This is a genomic window from Enterococcus sp. LX10 (assembly GCF_023539285.1).
Lineage (GTDB): Bacteria > Bacillota > Bacilli > Lactobacillales > Enterococcaceae > Enterococcus > Enterococcus faecalis.
Window position 1 is genome coordinate 1,982,471 of record NZ_CP092784.1, and the last position, 19,327, is coordinate 2,001,797.

19 protein-coding genes are annotated in these 19,327 nt (G+C 37.5%); 5 read left to right on the forward strand and 14 right to left on the reverse strand.

Translation table 11 applies throughout. From position 1 onward, the window contains the following. Positions 1-42: 42 nt before the first annotated feature. Both MKZ30_RS09315 and guaD read right to left on the reverse strand, forming a co-directional pair. Positions 43-1,374, reverse strand: coding sequence for a nucleobase:cation symporter-2 family protein (locus MKZ30_RS09315; protein ID WP_002359736.1), 1,332 nt, complete (start codon positions 1,372-1,374; stop codon positions 43-45). A 3-nt stretch (positions 1,375-1,377) separates the two neighbouring features. After that, the gene (gene guaD, locus MKZ30_RS09320) at positions 1,378-2,763 is read right to left on the reverse strand and encodes a guanine deaminase (RefSeq protein ID WP_033600663.1); all 1,386 of its coding nucleotides are present in this window, start codon (positions 2,761-2,763) and stop codon (positions 1,378-1,380) included. 219 nt (positions 2,764-2,982) lie between these two features. On the opposite strand from guaD, the gene MKZ30_RS09325 reads away from it, so the two are divergent. Beyond that, positions 2,983-3,609: an MBL fold metallo-hydrolase gene (locus MKZ30_RS09325; RefSeq protein ID WP_002356716.1), complete on the forward strand. Its 627-nt coding sequence runs from the start codon at positions 2,983-2,985 to the stop codon at positions 3,607-3,609. A gap of 40 nt (positions 3,610-3,649) precedes the next feature. Further along, complete coding sequence (locus MKZ30_RS09330; protein ID WP_002359733.1) at positions 3,650-4,360, forward strand: histidine phosphatase family protein; 711 nt, start codon at positions 3,650-3,652, stop codon at positions 4,358-4,360. A 49-nt stretch (positions 4,361-4,409) separates the two neighbouring features. Here the strand turns inward: MKZ30_RS09330 and MKZ30_RS09335 are convergent, their stop codons facing one another. The 5 genes from MKZ30_RS09335 to MKZ30_RS09355 form a co-directional block, all read right to left on the reverse strand. After that, positions 4,410-5,258, reverse strand: coding sequence for a MurR/RpiR family transcriptional regulator (locus MKZ30_RS09335; protein WP_033601023.1), 849 nt, complete (start codon positions 5,256-5,258; stop codon positions 4,410-4,412). Between the two features lie 86 nt (positions 5,259-5,344). Further along, positions 5,345-6,799, reverse strand: coding sequence for a PTS transporter subunit EIIC (locus MKZ30_RS09340; RefSeq protein ID WP_033601024.1), 1,455 nt, complete (start codon positions 6,797-6,799; stop codon positions 5,345-5,347). 22 nt (positions 6,800-6,821) lie between these two features. Next, positions 6,822-7,712, reverse strand: coding sequence for an N-acetylmuramic acid 6-phosphate etherase (murQ, locus tag MKZ30_RS09345; protein ID WP_002362196.1), 891 nt, complete (start codon positions 7,710-7,712; stop codon positions 6,822-6,824). Beyond that, positions 7,687-8,796, reverse strand: a complete 1,110-nt coding sequence (locus MKZ30_RS09350; RefSeq protein WP_033601025.1) for a DUF871 domain-containing protein — start codon at positions 8,794-8,796, stop codon at positions 7,687-7,689. Before MKZ30_RS09350 ends, murQ begins: the two co-directional genes overlap by 26 nt. A 296-nt stretch (positions 8,797-9,092) precedes the next feature. Beyond that, complete coding sequence (locus MKZ30_RS09355) at positions 9,093-9,653, reverse strand: PTS sugar transporter subunit IIA (protein WP_002382745.1); 561 nt, start codon at positions 9,651-9,653, stop codon at positions 9,093-9,095. A 115-nt stretch (positions 9,654-9,768) separates the two neighbouring features. On the opposite strand from MKZ30_RS09355, the gene MKZ30_RS09360 reads away from it, so the two are divergent. Further along, a complete protein-coding gene (locus MKZ30_RS09360; protein ID WP_002356708.1) occupies positions 9,769-10,599 on the forward strand; it encodes an undecaprenyl-diphosphate phosphatase in 831 nt (276 codons plus the stop codon). Between the two features lie 38 nt (positions 10,600-10,637). Here MKZ30_RS09360 and MKZ30_RS09365 read toward each other — a convergent pair whose 3' ends face one another. Genes MKZ30_RS09365 through MKZ30_RS09375 form a run of 3 tightly spaced genes read right to left on the reverse strand, consistent with a single transcriptional unit; the run spans position 10,638 to position 13,114 of the window. Next, positions 10,638-11,423, reverse strand: a complete 786-nt coding sequence (locus MKZ30_RS09365) for a ChbG/HpnK family deacetylase (RefSeq protein WP_033601300.1) — start codon at positions 11,421-11,423, stop codon at positions 10,638-10,640. A 20-nt stretch (positions 11,424-11,443) separates the two neighbouring features. Next, complete coding sequence (locus MKZ30_RS09370; protein ID WP_002356705.1) at positions 11,444-12,067, reverse strand: DUF47 domain-containing protein; 624 nt, start codon at positions 12,065-12,067, stop codon at positions 11,444-11,446. A gap of 12 nt (positions 12,068-12,079) precedes the next feature. Beyond that, on the reverse strand, positions 12,080-13,114 hold the full coding sequence (locus MKZ30_RS09375; protein ID WP_002356704.1) for an inorganic phosphate transporter: 1,035 nt from the start codon (positions 13,112-13,114) through the stop codon (positions 12,080-12,082). A gap of 210 nt (positions 13,115-13,324) precedes the next feature. Here MKZ30_RS09375 and rpsT point away from each other — a divergent pair, with 210 nt between their 5' ends. After that, complete coding sequence (gene rpsT, locus MKZ30_RS09380) at positions 13,325-13,576, forward strand: 30S ribosomal protein S20 (protein WP_002356703.1); 252 nt, start codon at positions 13,325-13,327, stop codon at positions 13,574-13,576. Between the two features lie 86 nt (positions 13,577-13,662). Here rpsT and MKZ30_RS09385 read toward each other — a convergent pair whose 3' ends face one another. After that, complete coding sequence (locus tag MKZ30_RS09385; RefSeq protein ID WP_002382741.1) at positions 13,663-14,220, reverse strand: acyl-CoA thioesterase; 558 nt, start codon at positions 14,218-14,220, stop codon at positions 13,663-13,665. Positions 14,221-14,388: 168 nt separating this feature from the next. Between MKZ30_RS09385 and MKZ30_RS09390 the strand changes: the two genes are divergently transcribed. Next, positions 14,389-15,330 (forward strand): 2-dehydropantoate 2-reductase, encoded by a 942-nt coding sequence (locus tag MKZ30_RS09390; RefSeq protein WP_249958756.1) that lies wholly within the window; start codon positions 14,389-14,391, stop codon positions 15,328-15,330. 51 nt (positions 15,331-15,381) lie between these two features. Here MKZ30_RS09390 and holA read toward each other — a convergent pair whose 3' ends face one another. Genes holA through MKZ30_RS09405 form a run of 3 tightly spaced genes read right to left on the reverse strand, consistent with a single transcriptional unit; the run spans position 15,382 to position 19,270 of the window. Continuing rightward, a complete protein-coding gene (gene holA, locus MKZ30_RS09395; protein ID WP_033601299.1) occupies positions 15,382-16,410 on the reverse strand; it encodes a DNA polymerase III subunit delta in 1,029 nt (342 codons plus the stop codon). 57 nt (positions 16,411-16,467) lie between these two features. Next, on the reverse strand, positions 16,468-18,732 hold the full coding sequence (locus MKZ30_RS09400) for a DNA internalization-related competence protein ComEC/Rec2 (protein WP_161284244.1): 2,265 nt from the start codon (positions 18,730-18,732) through the stop codon (positions 16,468-16,470). Between the two features lie 34 nt (positions 18,733-18,766). Further along, complete coding sequence (locus MKZ30_RS09405) at positions 18,767-19,270, reverse strand: ComE operon protein 2 (RefSeq protein WP_002395327.1); 504 nt, start codon at positions 19,268-19,270, stop codon at positions 18,767-18,769. Between the last annotated feature and the right edge of the window lie 57 nt (positions 19,271-19,327).

Below are 19,327 nucleotides of genomic sequence, written 5' to 3' on the forward strand. Positions count from 1 at the left end.
TACCGCCACTTGTCAAAGGCGTTTTAACGAAAATTAATCTTTTTACCCTTCTTGAACGTTTGGTAAAATGGCCTGCAATAAAATAGCAACAATTGAGGCAGTTGCCACGGGTGAACTAAATAAATATTGTAAAAATTGTGGTAGAGTTTCCAAAAACTCTTTTGGTAACAATGTCAACGCTAATGTCATAATAATCGGAACGGCAATTACATACATCTCTTTTTCATGAATTGTTACATCACTCATGACTTTCATTCCACTTACAGAAATGATGCCACAAACAACCACAAAAACGCCGCCGATAACTGGTGCCGGAATGGCCGAAATCAAGGTGGAAAGTTTTCCAGATAAGCCAAATAAGACAAACCACGCACCTGCAGCCACAAAAACCTTGCGACTAGCAACTCCAGTGATTGAAATAATCCCAGCATTTGTAGAGTAACTAGTTACTGGCGTGCCGCCAATGAATGAAGAAACTAAGCAACCTAAGCCTTCACCAATTACGCCGCGATTAATTTTTTCTTCGGTCAAAGGTTCAGCGACAACATGACTCACAGCAAACCAAGTGCCTGTTGTTTCCGCCATTAAAACCAGATAAATAACTAACATCGTGGCAATAGCTGACCAATCAAATTGGAAAGAAAAGTTAACTAATGGTAACTGAGGCAAACTAAACCAAGCCGCTTCACTAACGGCTGATAAATCAAGTACCCCTAATAATTGTGCCGCGATGCTCCCAAATAACAATGCCAAAATAACAGAAGAAACGCGGAAAATCCGCCCTTTTTTCAAAGCAGAACCTAAGAGCGCAAAGAAGATCAACGTACCCGCTGCTATAAATGCTAATAAAATATTTTGTCCTAATTCCCCTTTTGCATGGTAAATATTATCCGATAAAGCGACTGGCATTAACGAAAGCCCCACCACAAAAATAATTGTTCCTCCCACAATTGGTGGAACAAATTTAGTGATTAAACGATTAAAGATACCAGTAAATCCTAATATAATAACAACAATTGCTCCCACTAAACTAGCACCTAAAACTGCGCCCCAGCCATTTCCTTGTTGGTTATTGGCAAAATAAATTCCTGCAATTGCCCCGATTGGAATAAATGAAGGGCCTTGCGCAACTGGTAATCTCATACAAAAATGAGATTGAATAATCGTGGCAAGTCCTGCTGCTATGAATGTCGCTTGGATTAAAGAAGACGTTTGTGCTGTGCTAATCCCAATAATTGAAGCAATGATCACAGGTACGACGTACACGTCCATTGCTAAGACATGCTGAATCCCTAACATAGTGGCCTGCCCAAAAGATACTGAATCTTCTGGCCCCACTGTTAAATGAAGATTATTTTGTTTCTTTTCACTCATTTTTTATACTCCTTTAGTTGCTGACATTAAATTTTTATCATGTACTTTTTCACCTTGTACCCAGACTTCTCGAATATTTTCTGGTTGTGCTAAATATAAGATTTTTTGGAAAATATCAAGCAATGATTCCCCTGGATTTTTAGGGATTCGTGCTTGTGACAAGCTTGTATTAATAATTTGAACATCCCAAGCATACCCTTTTTCTAATTTCCCAATTGGCAAACTTAGCGCTTGGCCACCGCCAGCAGTAGCTAAATAAAACGCTTCATTTACTGTAATCCGTGCTGTTTTAACACCTCGTACTTCTGGTTTTTTTGTAGCATCGACGCCATCTTCTAACATTCTAGAAGAAATAACCGCTTGCTTTAAATTGTCAAAAAGACTTGGTGAAAAACCACCTGAAAGATCACTGCCTAAACCAACTTCTACTTGATGTTGATGTACTAATTTTGCAATCGGTGTTACTGCATTACCAAAATAAGCATTGGAGATTGGGCAGTGCGCTACAGCCGTCCCTGTTTCATGGAATAAATTCATATCTGCTTCTTCTAAAAAGCCTGCATGTGCCATCACTGCTTTTTCTGTCAATAAACCAAAATCATTCAATGCTTGAGCATCATTTTTTCCAAAACGTTCTTGAACAAATTGATGTTCCCAATCACTCTCACTACAATGACTTTGAACATGGACTTGATATTTCGCTGCTAATTCTCCTAATCCTTTAAGTGCTTCTTCTGTACAACTAGGAATGAAACGCGGAGTTACAACGGGATATACGCCTTGTTTTGTTTGCTGCGCTAATGTTTGAATTTCTTGAATAAACCGTTCCGTTTCTTCTAATGCTTGTTCCGTTGTTTGATCACGATAGTACTCTGGATTCTCATTAAGATCATCCATTACAACTTTACCAATTAAGCCACGCTGCCCTTTTTCCGCACAAATCTCTGCCAAACAACGGCTAGCTTCATAATGAATGGTTGCAAAATAAAGGGCTGTTGTTGTCCCATTAGCTAACAATTGGGTTACCAATTCATCATAGACTTGTTGGGCAAATGTTAAATCTGCAAATTTGGACTCCAAAGGAAACGTGTACGTATTCAGCCATTCATGCAATGGAATATCCAAGGCGGTCCCTGATTGTGCCCACTGAGGTGCATGGACATGTAAATCAACAAAGCCGGGTAAAAGATAAGAATCTTGGGGCAATTCTTGAAAACGTTGCGCCTCTTTTTGTTCTGCTAGCACAGTTTCATACGCTTCAGCATCTGGTTCAATTATTTCCTGAATTACTCCGGCCTCATCTATACAAAAAAGTGTCTCTTCATAGACTTTAATCTCTTGCAAATTTTTACTAGAAAAACCTGTTCCTTTTATTACAAAATGAAACATTTAATACTCCTCCTTACTATCACATGAAGATTATACATAAACTTTCGCTTAATAACTATAAAAATGTGGTTTTTTTAAAAAAAATCCATGTTCAAACAAGCAAAAACCGAACATTCTAAGAATGATTTATTTTTTCTTTGGATAAACAAGAAAACTTTCTATTCTTAAGATTCTTCGGTATACTTGAAGAGAATCGTTAGAACTTTAGGAGGTCCTGAGATGATACAGATCGAACAAATTAGAACAGGTGTTATTCAAGAGAACTGTTATCTTGTTTATAATGAAGAAGCATTATTAATTATTGATCCAGGTGCAGAAGGAGCAAAACTAATTCAAGAAATTACCCGTTTAGGGAAGAAACCAGCCGCTATTTTATTAACACATACTCACTATGATCATATTGGTGCGGTAGAAGAATTGCGCCATCATTATCAAATCCCTGTTTATGTTAGTCCATTAGAACAAGCATGGCTTTCCAATCCTATTTTGAATCTTTCAGGATTAGGCAGACATGATGATATAGCAAATATTATTGTTCAACCCGCCGAACATGAATTTAAACTAACCGATTATGAAATTGGCGGCATGAAATTTTCCGTAGTCCCAACACCTGGTCATTCAATTGGTAGCGTCAGCTTTGTCTTTGATGATTTTGTTGTTGTTGGGGATGCATTGTTTAAAGGTAGTATTGGTCGTACCGATTTACACACTGGTGACATGCAACAATTATTACACAGCATTACGACCTATCTATTCACTTTACCGGAAGAATTTCCTGTTTATCCAGGTCACGGTGATGCCACAACCATTCAACATGAAAAAGCCACAAACCCATTTTTTAATTAGAGATTTATTCACTATTTAAAGAAACTTAGGAGGAGTAGCAATGACTGAAGCAACGACACTTTATATTATTCGTCACGGAAAAACGATGTTTAATACGATTGGCCGTACCCAAGGCTGGTCAGATACCCCCTTAACCAAACAAGGAGAAGAAGGCATTTATCATTTAGGCTTAGGTCTTAGAGACATAGACTTTAAGGAAGCCTATAGTAGTGATAGTGGTCGTGCCATGCAAACCGCTCAGATTATTTTACAAGAACATCAAAACCACCAAAAGATTCCTTACCTAACCGATAAACGGATTCGTGAGTGGTGTTTTGGTTCTTTAGATGGTGGCTATGATGGTGAACTTTGGGGTGTGGTGCCACGCATTTTAGCTTTTAAAAGTTATGAGGACATGATGACCACGAAGATTACCTATCGCGAGTTAGCAAATGCTATTATTGAAGCCGATACGGCTGACTGGGCGGAGCCTTATGAAGTTATCCGTGATCGTGTTTGGTCTGGTTTCGAAGATATCGCTCATCATCGAGAAAAAAATGGTGGCGGCAAAGTCATGGTGGTTTCCCATGGACTAACAATTTCTTTTTTACTTTCTTTAATTGATGCAAGTTTGCCTATGCAGATGGCACTGGAGAATGGTAGCGTGACGACCTTAACTTACGAAAAAGGAACATTTACCATTCAAGGAATTAATGATATTTCTTATATTGAAAAGGGAAAAAAGATCGCTGAAAAGCGCCGTTTATTGTAAAAAAAGAGAAGGTTATCTGTCAAAATGACAGATAACCTTCTCTTTTTGTTTATTCTTTTAAACGTTCTACATTTTTTCTTGAGATTTGAATTTTTTCTAAGGTTTCCTTATAGTTTTTTGCTGCATAAGCAAAAAATAAAACATCGACTACATACAATTGTGCCACCAAGGAAACAGTAGCCGCACTTCTCAATGGCACGTCTTCCCCACTAGAGGTTTGGAGGACGATATCACTTTTTTCACCAATCACTGATTTTTCATCTTGTGTGATACTAATAATAGGAATCCCTTGCTGCTTCGCTAAATCAGCTAAAGTACTTGCTTCTTTATTCGTTCCAGAATTAGAAATAACAATAAAAACACTAGGCTTTTCTGTTGAGCCTAACATAGAAGCAAATAAATGATGGTCCAATGTTGTAAATACCGTTCGGCCTAATCGCGTAAATTTTTGATAAATATCTTGAGCAACCAACGAAGAGGCACCCAACCCATAGACAAAAATTACTTCTGTTTCTTCCAACAAATCAACGGCTTCATTCACTGCGACATCCTCTAATGTCTGACCGCTTCGCTCAACCACATGAACAAAGCGCGCTTGTAACTTTTGTTTAATGTCAGCTGTTGATTCCCCCTTAGTAACTTCAGTGTACATTTGCTGCTTCATTTGGCCAAGATTTGCAGATAATAAAAGTTTCAATTCTGTGAAGCCATTCACATCCATAGAATGACAAAAGCGAATAATTGCCGCTGGACTTGATCCTGCTTGTTTCGCTAGCTCTTGCGCATTCATTGAAATAACTGTTTCTGTATTTTTTAAAATATATTCTGCGATTTTTCGTTCTGATTTTGGTAATTGTTGTAGACGATCTTGGATAGATAAGACAATATTTTGTTGCATAAACACCCCTCCTGATACACCATTTCCTACGCAATTAAATTTTAACAAAGAAAAAGGGAGAAGCCAAGTTCTCCTTTTTCTATTTATTATTTAGTTGTTTGCATATCTTTAGGAATCCCAAAGAATAACGTTGCTACAAAACCACCTGCGTAAGCAGCCAATAAACCTAATACATAAGCAAGCCATTGGTTGTTGGCAATTAATGGAATTAAAGCCACCCCACTTGGTCCAATAGCAATCGCACCAACATTACCGAAGGCCCCAATCACCGCACCACCAATACCACCACCGATACAAGCAGTAATGAATGGACGTCCTAATGGTAAAGTAACTCCGTAGATTAACGGTTCACCAATACCTAAAATCCCAACTGGCAAGGCACCTTTAATCATTTCAACTAATTTTTTATCTGATTTACAACGAATCCATAATGCTAAAGCTGCACCGACTTGTCCCGCACCAGCCATGGCCAAGATTGGTAATAACAAAGTCATCCCTGTTTGATTAATCATTTCAATGTGGATTGGCGTCAAAATTTGATGTAAACCAAACATTACCATTGGCAAGAAGGTTAAACCAAGAGTAAAGCCAGCAACCATGCCACCTTTTTCTAAGACAACATTGATAATACCAACTAAGCCATTAGAAATAGCTCCGGCTACAGGCATGATTAAGAAAATAGTTGCTAAGCCAATCACTAAAAGTGAAATGGTTGGCGTTACGATAATATCAATTGATTCTGGGACAATTTTATGCAATTGTTTTTCTAACAATGATAATAACCATACGGCAAAAATAACACCGATAATTCCCCCTTGTCCTGCAGATAATGTTCCCCCAGTGAAAATATTACTGATTGGAGCATCCGGATTCATTCCTGTCAACATTGTGACTGCCCCAATAACACCACCCAACGCTGGCGTTGCACCAAAAACGCTGGCACTGTTAATCCCAGTGTAAAGAGCTAAATAAGCAAAAATCCCATTTTTAATGATATTTAAGACATCAATATATTGTTGCCATGAAGCTGAAATATCACCAGCAACAACTAAGTTAGACATAACAGCTGCAATCCCGCCAATAATACCAGCCCCAACAAAGGCAGGAATCATCGGAACAAAGATACTAGAAATAGCTTTTAACACTTTTTTAAATGGTGAAGTGTTATTTTGTTTCGCTTTTTGTTGTGCTTTCATTTGAGCGGCTTTTTCTTCTACTAAATCTTTTCCAGATTTGCCTGCTGAATCGTCAGTTGTGGTGCCATGATTAAATGGTTCTCCCAATTTGACACCTGCTTGATCTACCATTTCTTGTGCAACCTTGTTAACAGTCCCTGGACCAACAACTACTTGCAACGTATCGTCTTCTACGACGCCCATAACGCCATCAATTTTTTTCAATCCTTCAATATCCACTTTGTCATAATCGCGGATATCCATACGAACACGAGTCATACAATGAATGACTTTGTCCACGTTTTCTTGACCACCAACTTCTTTATAAATCCCATCAGCAATGCGTTTAATTCTTTCTTCTGCCATGTTAAAACACCCTCCTAATTCCTTAATTTAATGTATTCTTGATAAATTGATTCCCGTCAATTAATTTTTGTGTTGCTTCTTCTTTAGTACTATCAGTTAAAATCATTACAATTGCTAACTTCACATTTTCTTCTGCTTCTACAAATTTTAGTTCGGCAACTTCATAACTACAACCCGTTGCTTCCATAATAATCCGTTTGGAACGCTCCACTAATTTTTCATTGGTTGGTTTTACATCAACCATTAAGTTATTGTAGACTTTCCCAATACCAATCATGGAAATAGTTGATAACATATTTAAAATTAATTTTTGAGCTGTTCCAGATTTCAAGCGAGTCGAACCTGTTAAAAATTCAGGTCCTGCATCTACTTCAATCGGCATTTGTGCATACTTACTAATTTCGGCATCTTTATTACATGCCACAGTTGCGGTAGCTGCTCCCACCGTTGTAGCATATTCTAAACCGCCAATTACATAAGGCGTCCGACCACTGGCTGCAATCCCGACAACAATGTCATTTGCTGATAATTTTAGATCAACTAAATCTTGACGACCTAGTTCTTTTGAATCTTCAGCACCCTCTACTGCGACAGTCATTGCTTTTTGACCACCAGCGATGAGGCCTTGAACCATCTCTGGCTCGACGCCAAAAGTTGGTACGCATTCGGCTGCATCTAAGACACCTAACCGACCACTCGTACCAGCGCCCATGTAGATCAAGCGGCCGCCTTGATTGAAGCTTTTGATGATGGCTTCTACCACTGGTTCAATGGCTGCTAATTCTTGACCCACTGCCATTGCAACTTTTTGGTCTTCTTGATTCATTTTTTGTAAAGCTTCTTTGACACTCATCTCATCTAAGCCCATTGTATTTTCATTTCTACGTTCAGTTGTTAAGTTTTCTAAATTCATTCTCTATCGTTCCTTCCGTGACTAGCGTAAATTGATTGCCTGCCTTGATTAACGGCAATATCGTTTGATCTTTTTCAATAATTCGTGTAATCGTATTGACTTTTTCATCTTTCGGCAAGTCCACAAGTGTGACTTGAATTTCTCCCATATAGCGACCATATTTTTCATTATCAATCGTTACGGTTCCCACTGGACGGGCTTCAGTCTGCTCTGACTCAATCGTTTCAATTTCATCTTTTCTGAACATTTCACTCGTTCTTGATAATTCACTTCGCAAAATATCTCTTGCAGCATCTAAACGATTGGTATGAGTCCCAAGTATTCGTTTCAAATAGCGGCTCTTGCTAGGTGCTACTTCTAACAGAAATTGATTGGTTTGGTGATAATAACCAAATTGAGCCATGGTTCGCTCACTAATTGTGGGATCACCAATATAAACAGCATCGACATAAGGATCAGCCATCAAACCAACGGCAGCGGCGAAAGGATTTTGCCCCCGATGTTTTTCTAATGTTGGTAAACCAGCAAAAATTGGGCCTCTTGTTTGCCCATCTCCTGGAACAAAAGTAAAAACCTGTAAGCCTAATTCTTTAAGCCAGCGGTTCTTTTCATTAAAAAATGTTGTTCCAATGCCGGTTTCAGGTCTTGGATAATAATTATGCCAAGCTTCTAAGCGAGAAAAGTCCACTTGGTGAGCCTTTAACTCAGCCACTTCTTCAAGTGTAATGGTACTAGCATTCAATCCTATATCAATCTTATGTGAAGCATGAGCCATTTGTTCTATCGTAATGCCATAGTCCATCCGGAGGCCAGTTACGCCCAACTCGATTAAAGGCTCTAATTCATCGAAAGAAAAACCCGCTCTTTTTAGCGCTTCACCTGAAATATCTACCATAATTTTCATTTTTTCTGCCTTAGCAATTGCCCCTAAATCAGTCAAGCGTTGGCGGTAAAGGGAAGTATCATCTTCTGGTATGTGTAAAGAAGTGAAAATACCATCAAATCCAAGCGCTTTCATCTTTTTGATATAAATAATTGTATCGTTTGTAATCTCTTCACCAAGAAAAACTGAAATACCATACATCTTTTTAGCTCCTCTCTAATACGCTTTCATTATAACTTGTTTGAAATAAAATTTCAACTATTTTTCTAAATATTTTTTAATTCCAAAATAAAATTTTATTTATGTTCAAAAAAAACGAGCGTGGAACAAAAATCACTTTGGATTTTTGCTCCACGCTCAAAAACTGATAAACGGCGGGAACAGAACCAACTCCTTCGGAAATAAGCCGAAATTCTCCAAAAATCAAAGATCAATTTTCGGAAATTTCTTCTTATTTCTCGGAGCTAAACGGTTCTGTCCCGACCTCGTCTAATGCATTAATTGGCTGTGGCAGAGCCAACTGGTGTACCAGCTGTAACCACGCCAGTTTTCTCTAACGAAAATTGTGCTACTTTATCCATGTTGGTAATGATGACAACCATTTCAGTTCCTTTACCAGCTGCTTTAATTGCTTCTAAATTAGCAATTGCGACCACCGTATCTGCAGTCACTTGGTCGCCTTCTTTCACTTTAATAGTGAACGGTGCCCCGTTTAACTCCACCGTATCGATACCCATGTGTAATAAAATTTCAAGACCGTTTGTCATTTTTAAACCAATGGCATGTTTTGTTTGGAAAACGCTTAAAACTTCTCCTTCAATAGGTGCATAAATTTCACCATTTTCTGGAACTACTGCGTAGCCATCTCCCATCATTTTTTGTGAAAAAACAGGATCATTCACTTCACTAATTGGGATAACGGTTCCATTGGCAACGGCATACATTGTATTATTTTCGACAACTTCATTCTTTTTCTTCAAAAATCCAAACATTTCTCTTCCCCCATTTTTTAAAGTATCACTAGTATAGAAAAAAGTTTCATGAATTACAAGTGGCACCTTTGTATAATTCTAAAATTTATTTTAAAATAAGAATTTGCATTGGCATTTACTTTGTCAGCGGGTATACTTATACTTGATGTATTTTGCATTTATTTCAGAAAGGAATGGTGACATGCTTTTTGCTAACCTATGGAAAGCAATTATTCTTGGTATTATCGAAGGAATTACCGAGTGGCTTCCAATTAGTAGTACCGGACATTTAATTTTAGTGGATGAGTTTATTAAACTCGATCTAAGTAAAGATTTTATGGAAATGTTCAACGTCGTTATCCAATTGGGAGCAATTATGGCGGTTGTTATTTTATACTTCCACAAATTGAATCCTTTCTCACCAAAGAAAAATGGCGAAGAGAAAAAAGATACTTGGATTCTTTGGTCTAAAGTCTTAGTCGCTTGTTTACCAGCGGCAGTTATTGGTCTAAAATTTGATGATTATTTAGATGCACATTTTTATAACTTTTTAACAGTATCGATTATGTTAATTGTTTATGGGATTGCTTTTATTATCATTGAAAAACGAAATAAAAATGTTGCACCGAAGTGTACTAATCTAAAAGACTTCACTTATAAAGCCGCTTTAATCGTTGGTGCTTTCCAAGTACTGGCATTAATTCCAGGAACTTCACGTTCAGGAGCGACCATTTTAGGGGCAATCTTAATTGGGGCCTCACGTTTTGTTGCAACAGAGTTTTCATTTTTCTTAGGAATTCCAGTAATGTTTGGAGCAAGTTTTTTAAAAATCTTTAAATTCTTGGCCAAAGGAAATACGTTTGGATCAGAAGAAATCATTATTTTATTAACTGGCTCTATTGTTGCCTTCGTTGTTTCCATCATTGCGATTAAATTCTTATTGAATTACTTGAAGAAAAACGATTTTACAGTTTTCGGTTGGTATCGTGTAATTTTAGGTGCGATTTTAATTGGCTACTGGTTATTCTCATAAAAATAAAACCGTTGCTTTCACTGTTGAAAGCAACGGTTTTATTTTTTTAAATCGCCAAACGTTATTCGCTCAATCCCCTGTTCTTCAAACCACTGACGAACACGAGGATCACAAATCGTTGCTAATTCTTTGCAGCGTAAAGTGGTATATGAAGAATTATCTAACACAAATTGATCCAAATACCCAACATCAAAATGCATCTCAGCAATTGCGAATTCCGGCATCCGTAATAAACCAAAGTCATCTTCTAAAAAATTCTCCACTGATACGCCTTCGTGAATATAAGATAGCGCCCCAGACTCTAACAAATGTGTCACCTGGAAATAACCTTGTTGCGGTGGATATTCTTTTTCCCCACTATATTTCAGGGTTGTATGAAGTCCGTACTCTTCTGCTAATTCTAAAAATACTTGATCAACCACTTCATCCCCAATCGAATGGCAATCAAAATGTTCAGGATAATGTCCAGTTAGTTCCTTAAAGCGCGTCAATTGCGCAATCGTTTCAAGTCGTACTTCTTCATATACGAAGGTTACTTGCTTTTGTTGACGATAATAAGAAGAGCGATGAAAATTGCCTTGTTCATCTACCAGTGAAGGAATCATACATGGGTCCGCACAAGGTTTCCCTAATAAAAAATTCGTATGCTGACCTACAAATAAGCCTGGATAATTTTTTGCTAACGCAACGGCGTGTTCTGCTGTTGGTAAATTGGGCATCAAAAGTGTCGACGTCGTTAAACCATCGACATAACTTTTGATAATGCCATGATTAATCGCTTCTGACATCCCAAAATCATCAGCATCAATAATTACTTTAACCAACAGCTCCCCCTCTCTTTTCTTTACGTATTTTTGATGACAATTCCGACAATAATATTAACAGCTGATTCACAATCATTAATCGTGCGCTCAAGCTGATCATAAACATCTTTCCACTTGATAACTTTTAATAAATCTTTTTCGTTGGTCATCAAATCTTTCATGGCGCTACTGTATAATTTATCGCCTTGAGATTCAATCGTATTCACTTCATCAATCAATGAAACTAACGTTTTAGAATTTTTAAATTTTGCAAATTCCTTCGTTGCTGATTTAACGCCTTCTGTCGCTTTAACAATATAAGCAGTTAATTCTAGCGCGGGCGCAATCATTTCTTCGACAACTAAATGATCAAGTAAATAAGACAAACTATTAATGCTATCGATAATGTTATCTAAGTGATCCGTAATATCGACAATATCTTCTCGATCAATCGGCGTAATAAAGGAAATATAGAGTTCATTTAAAATTTTGCGAACAATTTCATCATTCTCTTTTTCCAATTGATGAATCGCTTCTGATTTTTTTACTAAGTTTTCTAATGAATAATTGTCTACAATTTCTTGCAAAACCTTTGCCGCTTCATAAGCATTTGTTGCTAACTGGTTTAATTCTCCAAAATAATCAAATTGTTTTTTACGTGCCATGTTTTTCTCTCCTTAAAAAATTGCAATAAATAATTTTGACATCACATAAGCGATCAGCCCACATCCTGGGAAAGTTAAAATCCATGCTATCAGCATTTCTTTCACGATACGCCAGTCAACACTTGAGATTCGCTTAGAAGCACCTACTCCCATAATCGCTGTTGTTTTTGTATGAGTAGTTGAAACTGGAATCCCAAAAGCCGATGCTAAAAATAAACAAATAGCCGTGCTTAAATCTGCAGTGAAGCCTTGATAGCGTTCAAGCTTTACCATATCCATCCCGACTGATTTAATGATTCTCATGCCGCCCACAGAAGTTCCAATGCCCATTGTAATGGAACACAGAACCATAACCCATAACGGAATCACAAAACCGCCACCTGTTTTTTCGACTAAATTATTATAAAAAAGCACTAACATGAACACGCCCATAAATTTTTGCCCATCTTGCGCACCATGTAAAAAAGCATTAGCTCCTGCACCAAAGGCTTGCCCAACTGTAAAAAATTTGTTGGCTTTTCTTCTAGGCACAGCCGAGAAAGCTTTCACAACAAGTTTGGCAATCAAATAACCGCCGCCAAAGCCCATAACGGTAGAAACAACTAGGCCAACAAGCACTTTGATCCATTCCGAGCCATTGACTGCACCCAAACCACCTAATGCCATTGCCGAACCAGTCAAGCCGGCAATTAACGCATGGCTTTCACTTGTGGGAATACCAAAATACCACGCAGCAACTGCCCAAACCACAATTGAAAAAAGCGAAGCAGCCAAAGCCACCTGTGAAGCGTTTCCATTTGCGTCAAAACTAACAATGTTGCTAATCGTTTCAGCTACTTGGGCATTAAAAAAGGTCATGACTAATGCACCTAAAAAGTTCATCACAACAGCCATCCAAATTGCGACATTCGGCTTTAACACCCGAGTCGAGACAGCGGTTGCAATTGCGTTCGGCGCATCCGTCCAACCGTTAACAAAAATTACACCCATTACCAAAGTAATCGTTACCAATAATGCAATACTCACAAAGACACCACCATTTTTCATTTATCTATTTTATCATAGCATGTTTTAAAAAAAATGTATGCTTTTTTCTTAAGGCTCTGGCAAATTTTCTTATTTTTTTCTTGAAATTGTCTGTTAAGGAAAAAAACTTGTCGTCTTTTATTGCAATGGAACAATGGATTAGGTATAATGATTACTGTTGAATTACATTGGCTGACCAGTGTAAAACCTAAATCATCGGAGGTGAAACAAATGCCAAATATCGAATCTGCAATCAAACGCGTACGTACAAGTGCTAACGCGAATGCGAAAAATTCATCTCAAACAAACGCAATGCGTACAGCAATCAAGAAATTTGAAGAAGCTGTAGCTGCTGGAGCTGATAACGTCGATGCTTTATACAACGAAGCTGTTAAAGCTGTTGATATGGCTGCAACTAAAGGTTTAATCCATAAAAACAAAGCTAACCGCGATAAAATTCGTTTAAGCAAATTAGCTAAATAATGTGAGATAGAAGTTAGCATTCATGTTAGCTTCTTTTTTCATCAAAAAATGTCCAAGTCTGTTTTCACAAAGACTCGGACATTTTTTTATAAAGGTGAATCAATCCACGGTAAATCTGTTGTGAGATGTTGACTAAATAATTTAGTCTCTTCTCGCAAAGCTAAACGTTGTTGTCTTCTCGTTTCATAATTGGAACAAATCAACTTTTCTTCTGCAGTTTCTGGGACGACTGCCGCTAATTGGAAGTCACTTTCGGGATTCATATGAGACGGAATGGCTACAAAAGTTGTAAAACAAGTCGCCGCTAAATAACGCTCTCCAGTTGTTAAATCTTCTCCTACAACTTTAACAAATACTTCCATCGATTTATGATGCACGCCAGAAACAAACGTTTCAACACACACTGAGTGATTTTCTTTTAAAGGTTTTAAAAAATTCAAGTTATCTAAAGATGCTGTAACTGCCCCTCTCCGACAATGTCGTGAAACGGAAATGGATGCGGCGTCATCAATTAAAGACATTAATTTCCCACCAAATAGTGCACCAAAGGGATTTAAATCAAAGGGAAATACACGATGTGTTTGAATCACTCGTGATTCTCGACAAAATTTTTCTTTCGTCATTAACGATTCCTCTACTTTCATTTATAAACTTTTCCACGCTTTACTTTAGCTTACTTTACCATTTGATGCAATCCTTACTTTTTAGGAAACATTTAAAAAATAACAAATTTGCAAGTCCCATTTATTCATTTTTAGGAAAGTTGCTGTATAATAATAACGGTTAAAGAACTTTTAAGGAGATGGATACACATGAAAATTGCAATTGCTGGTGCCGGCGCTATGGGCAGCCGTTTAGGAATTATGTTGCATCAAGGCGGAAATGATGTAACTTTAATCGATCAATGGCCCGCGCACATTGAAGCCATTCGTGAACATGGTTTAATCGCTGATTTTAATGGAAAAGAAGTTGTCGCAAAACTACCAATCTTCTCACCAGAAGAAATTGACCATCAAAATGAACAAGTAGATTTAATTATTGCTTTAACCAAAGCACAACAATTAGATGCAATGTTTAAAGCGATTCAACCAATGATTACTGAAAAAACGTATGTACTATGTTTATTAAATGGCTTAGGTCATGAAGATGTACTAGAAAAATATGTGCCAAAAGAAAACATCTTGGTTGGCATTACCATGTGGACAGCTGGTTTAGAAGGACCGGGACGTGTTAAACTTTTAGGTGATGGCGAAATTGAATTAGAAAATATTGATCCTTCTGGTAAAGAATTTGCTTTAGAAGTCGTCGATGTCTTCCAACAAGCTGGTTTAAATCCAAGCTATAGTAGCAATGTTCGCTACTCTATTTGGCGGAAAGCCTGTGTCAATGGCACGCTAAATGGTTTGTGTACAATCCTTGATTGTAATATTGCCGAATTTGGTGCACTACCTGTTAGTGAATCCCTTGTTAAAACATTAATCAGTGAATTTGCAGCAGTCGCAGAAAAAGAAGCCATTCATTTAGATCAAGCAGAAGTCTATACACATATTGCTCAAACTTATGATCCAAACGGTATTGGCTTGCACTATCCGTCTATGTATCAAGATTTAATTAAAAATCATCGTCTCACAGAAATTGATTACATCAATGGTGCCGTTTGGCGCAAAGGACAAAAATACAACGTAGCAACACCTTTCTGTGCCATGTTGACACAGCTTGTTCACGGAAAGGAAGAACTATTAGGAGCTAAATAAAAAGAAAGTGCCAGAGACAATCGTTGTATGACGTTTGCCTCTGGCACTTTCTTATTTTGCTTGTGCAGTCAATTTTAAAATAAATAATTGGAATAATAATTCTTTATCCATTTGGCCCGTTTTCATGCGGTAATCATTTTCAACTAATTCATCATAAAGTCTTTCTAATCGAGACAATTCAAATCGTCGGACTTGTTGTAACGCTAACTTGACTCGATAAGGATGAACCTTTAATGTATCAGCGATATTCGCTTGTTGATAGCCCATCTTAGCCAAAATTTTTGTTTGTAGAAAAAGGCGAATCTGATTCAATAAGATTGCATTTAACTTAATGGTTTCTTCTCCTTGTAAAAGTAAATCTTCATACAATTGAACAGCTTTTTCACTGTTTCCAGAAAGTACTTCATTGGTTAAGTCAAAAACATTATGTTCCAAAGACTTAGGGACTAATTCTTGAACCGCACCTCGTGTAATTGTCTTCGTTTCAAGGGCATATAAATACAGCTTCTGTAATTCTCCCATAATTTTTGATAAGTTCAAGTCTGTCAATTGAAGTAATAAATCAAAAGCATCGGAGCGAATAGTGTACCCTTCGCTCTCAATCGTTTGAGAAATGTACTGACGAATAGCCTTTTCATCCATTGGATTGACGTCAACTACTGTGGCATTTTTTTTCAATGCTTTGGTAATTTTTTTGCGTTCATCTAATTTTTCATATGAGGCCATAAAAACAAGAACAGTTGTTGGTGATGGACTTTCCAAATAATTCAATAAAAGATTGACATCATGTTCCACACCGTTTGTTTTTCTTTCGGCAGTTAAAAAGTAAGGATTTTCCACAAAGACAAGGCGATAATCACCAAAAAACGGAATTGTTTCCGCTTCAGCAATCGCTCCACTTAAAGGTGTTTCCTCCATATCAAATGAGAAAAAGTTAAATTGATCATCCTCTTCCGTCAACAATTCTTTCATCAATGTTGTTTTAAATAATTCAGTTAAATAAAGTTCTGTTCCTATTAATAAATACACTGGAGCGATTTTTTGCTCTCGCACTTCTTTCAAAGCTTTTTGTAACTCCATTGGCTCGCTCCTTTTCTCGTTTCTCTTGTTTATCCTATCATGTTACTTCTGGAAATACTAGTCTTGTTCTTTAACAAATTTGGCTTTAGAAAGCCCTTGCCAAGGTAACCATTGATAATAAATCATTCCTTGAAGATCGGTCCGATAATAATTTATTTTTTGCTCCTTCAGCGTCGCTAATGTCTCCTGATGAGGATGTTTAAAACGATTATTCAGTCCAGCTGAAATCAATGCTTCTCGCGGATTAAGCTGTTTGATAAATCTTTTAGTAGACGACGTTTTACTACCATGATGACCGACTTTCAAGATGTCGATTTTCAACTGGGGATAGCGAGCCAACACTTGTTCTTCTCCTTCGGCTTCCAAGTCACCAGTAAATAAAAAATGCCGTCCACCTAATTGTGTGGAAAACACTATCGAGTCATTATTGCCCCCAATACTGCTCTTATTTGGCGATAAAATTTGAAAAGAAACGGGCCCATTAATTCGCTTGGGCGCTAAAATTGGCCGACAGTCTGTCCCGCTTTTTTGGAGTTGTTTCAAGACTTGGTGAAACGAAAAATTGGCTTCAGCTGCTCCTTTAGGGAAATAAAGAACAGAAATTGGAACCTTCTGCGCAATGGCTAATAAATCGCCAAAATGGTCTTCATGTGCGTGTGTAATGATCACTTCATCTAAACGTTTGACTCCTTGACTTTTGAGAAAAGGAATCACTGAATATTCCGCTCCTGATCGACTATTTTTCCGTTTCCGCCAAGCTTCTTTGTCAAAAGACAACCGACCACCTGTATCGATTAGTGTATTTTTTCTGTGAAAAGGCGCTTGGATAAACAAACTATCCCCTTGGCCTACATCGATCATTGCAACAATGCCAATTGGCGAAAGGTATTTACTATTTATCAAAACAATTAGTAGTCCGATTGAGAAAAAAATTTTTTTAGACTTATCTGCTAAATAAATCATTGAAAGTCCGATTAGTAATAACAAACTAATTTGTATCCAAGCATTTAAATAGCCGATGGTCAGCTTCGGATTTAAGTGAACTAGCACCCACTCAAATAAACCATTCATTGTTAAAAATAGTGGTTCGAGCAAGGCTGCTAAATAGCGTGCTGGCATAATAATCACTAGAAAAAAGCTCAACGTCAAAAGCGGTAACAAGAACCGTTCAAAAATTGGTAACAAGAGAAAGGTTAAGAAACTCCCTAACAAGGGCCATTCATAAAATGATTGGACTAAAATAGGTAAGGAAGCCACAGCCAATAGGAAAGAGCCTACACAATTTTTAATGAAAGGCGAAGAATAACCGACTAATGTTTGCTCTAAAAACAGCAGAACAAAGGAAAGTAAGTAACTAAATTGACCGCCGACTGAAAAAAAGAGGGTTGGCTGAACAATCAAGTGCACTAAGAGAGTTAAACTCCAACAATCGAGGGCCGGAACCTGCCAATTAAACCGTCGATTGAACGTATTGAGGTTTGTTTGTAAAAGCGCCCGCATGACACTGACTGAGAATCCTGTTAAACCAGCATATATCAGAGAAAAACCGCATTGCCACAAAAAATAACTTTCTTGCGTTCGACGAGCGATTCTTAGCATCAGCAAGCGAAATAAACGAAGGAAAAAAGAAACATGCATCCCTGACAAACTAAAAAGATGCAAAATGCCTAATGCTGAAAATTTATCACTTATTTCAGCAAATTCTTCATTACGAAAACCTAAAAGCAACGCATTCATGTACATTGCACTAGTATCAGCAAAATTTTTCTGAATATGTACCATCGCCCATTTCCGCCAGCCGCTAATGATTTCTTTAAACCGCCAAGAAAAAAAGGAACGCGGTTGTCCTATCTCCTCAATGAATAAAATAGCTTCGATTCCTTGATTCTTTAAAAATAGTTGATAATTGAAGCCATTTTTGTTGGTTTGACCTTGGGGGGATTCTAAAATACCTACAGCGGTTGCCTGAATGGTTGTGGCTAGTTGTTGCCATTGCTGTTTTTCTTTCACACTTTTTAATTGATAAAATGCCATCACTTTCTGCCTTTTGCCTTTTACGATCCAATTGGCAGGAAATTTTACTTGATCGCCATCTACTTGTATTTCATCTGGCAATATCGTTAGCTGTCCTGACAAGCGGACTTCTTTAGGCAACAAAGAGACTGGCTTTAACCACTGGAAAATCAATACACCTCCTACTATTAAAAAACTGCACAAAAAACCTCCCAATATAACAGGAAAACTTTTTGTACAGACAATACGGATAACAGTGATAGAAAGAAGAAGAGCTCCTAATAAACTAGGTGCGAAAAGACACCACAGCCCACAACTAGTCAGCAGAGCTACGAAGAACCAATTATTCCTCAGCTGAGGAAGGATTGTCCTCAAGTGTGGCAAATTCTTCTCCCCATTGTAATTCGGCAAAATATTTTGGTACTAAAGTCACTTTTTCAACCGTGGCACCTACTTGTTCAATTAAATTTAGGGCATACTCATCATTACGGTAATCCTTTAAATAATAAATCTTTTTAATCCCTGCTTGTAAAATCATCTTTGTACATTGCAGGCACGGGAAATGTGTCACATAAATTTCTGCCCCTTCTGTAGGGACGCCAAACTTCGCACATTGTAAAATTGCATTCATTTCTGCGTGGATTGTTCGAACGCAATGATTATCAACAACATAACATCCCTCATCAATACAATGCGTTCCGCCACTGACTGAACCATTGTAACCTCCTGCAATAATTCGTTTGTCGCGAACAATGGTTGCTCCGACAGTTAACCGTGTGCAAGTACTTCTTAATGATAATAAGACGCTTTGTCCCATAAAATATTGGTCCCATGGAATTCGTTCCATAATAAACCTCCTTTATTTTTAATGACTCCTGTGTTCGATTTGCCAAATCATTTAATC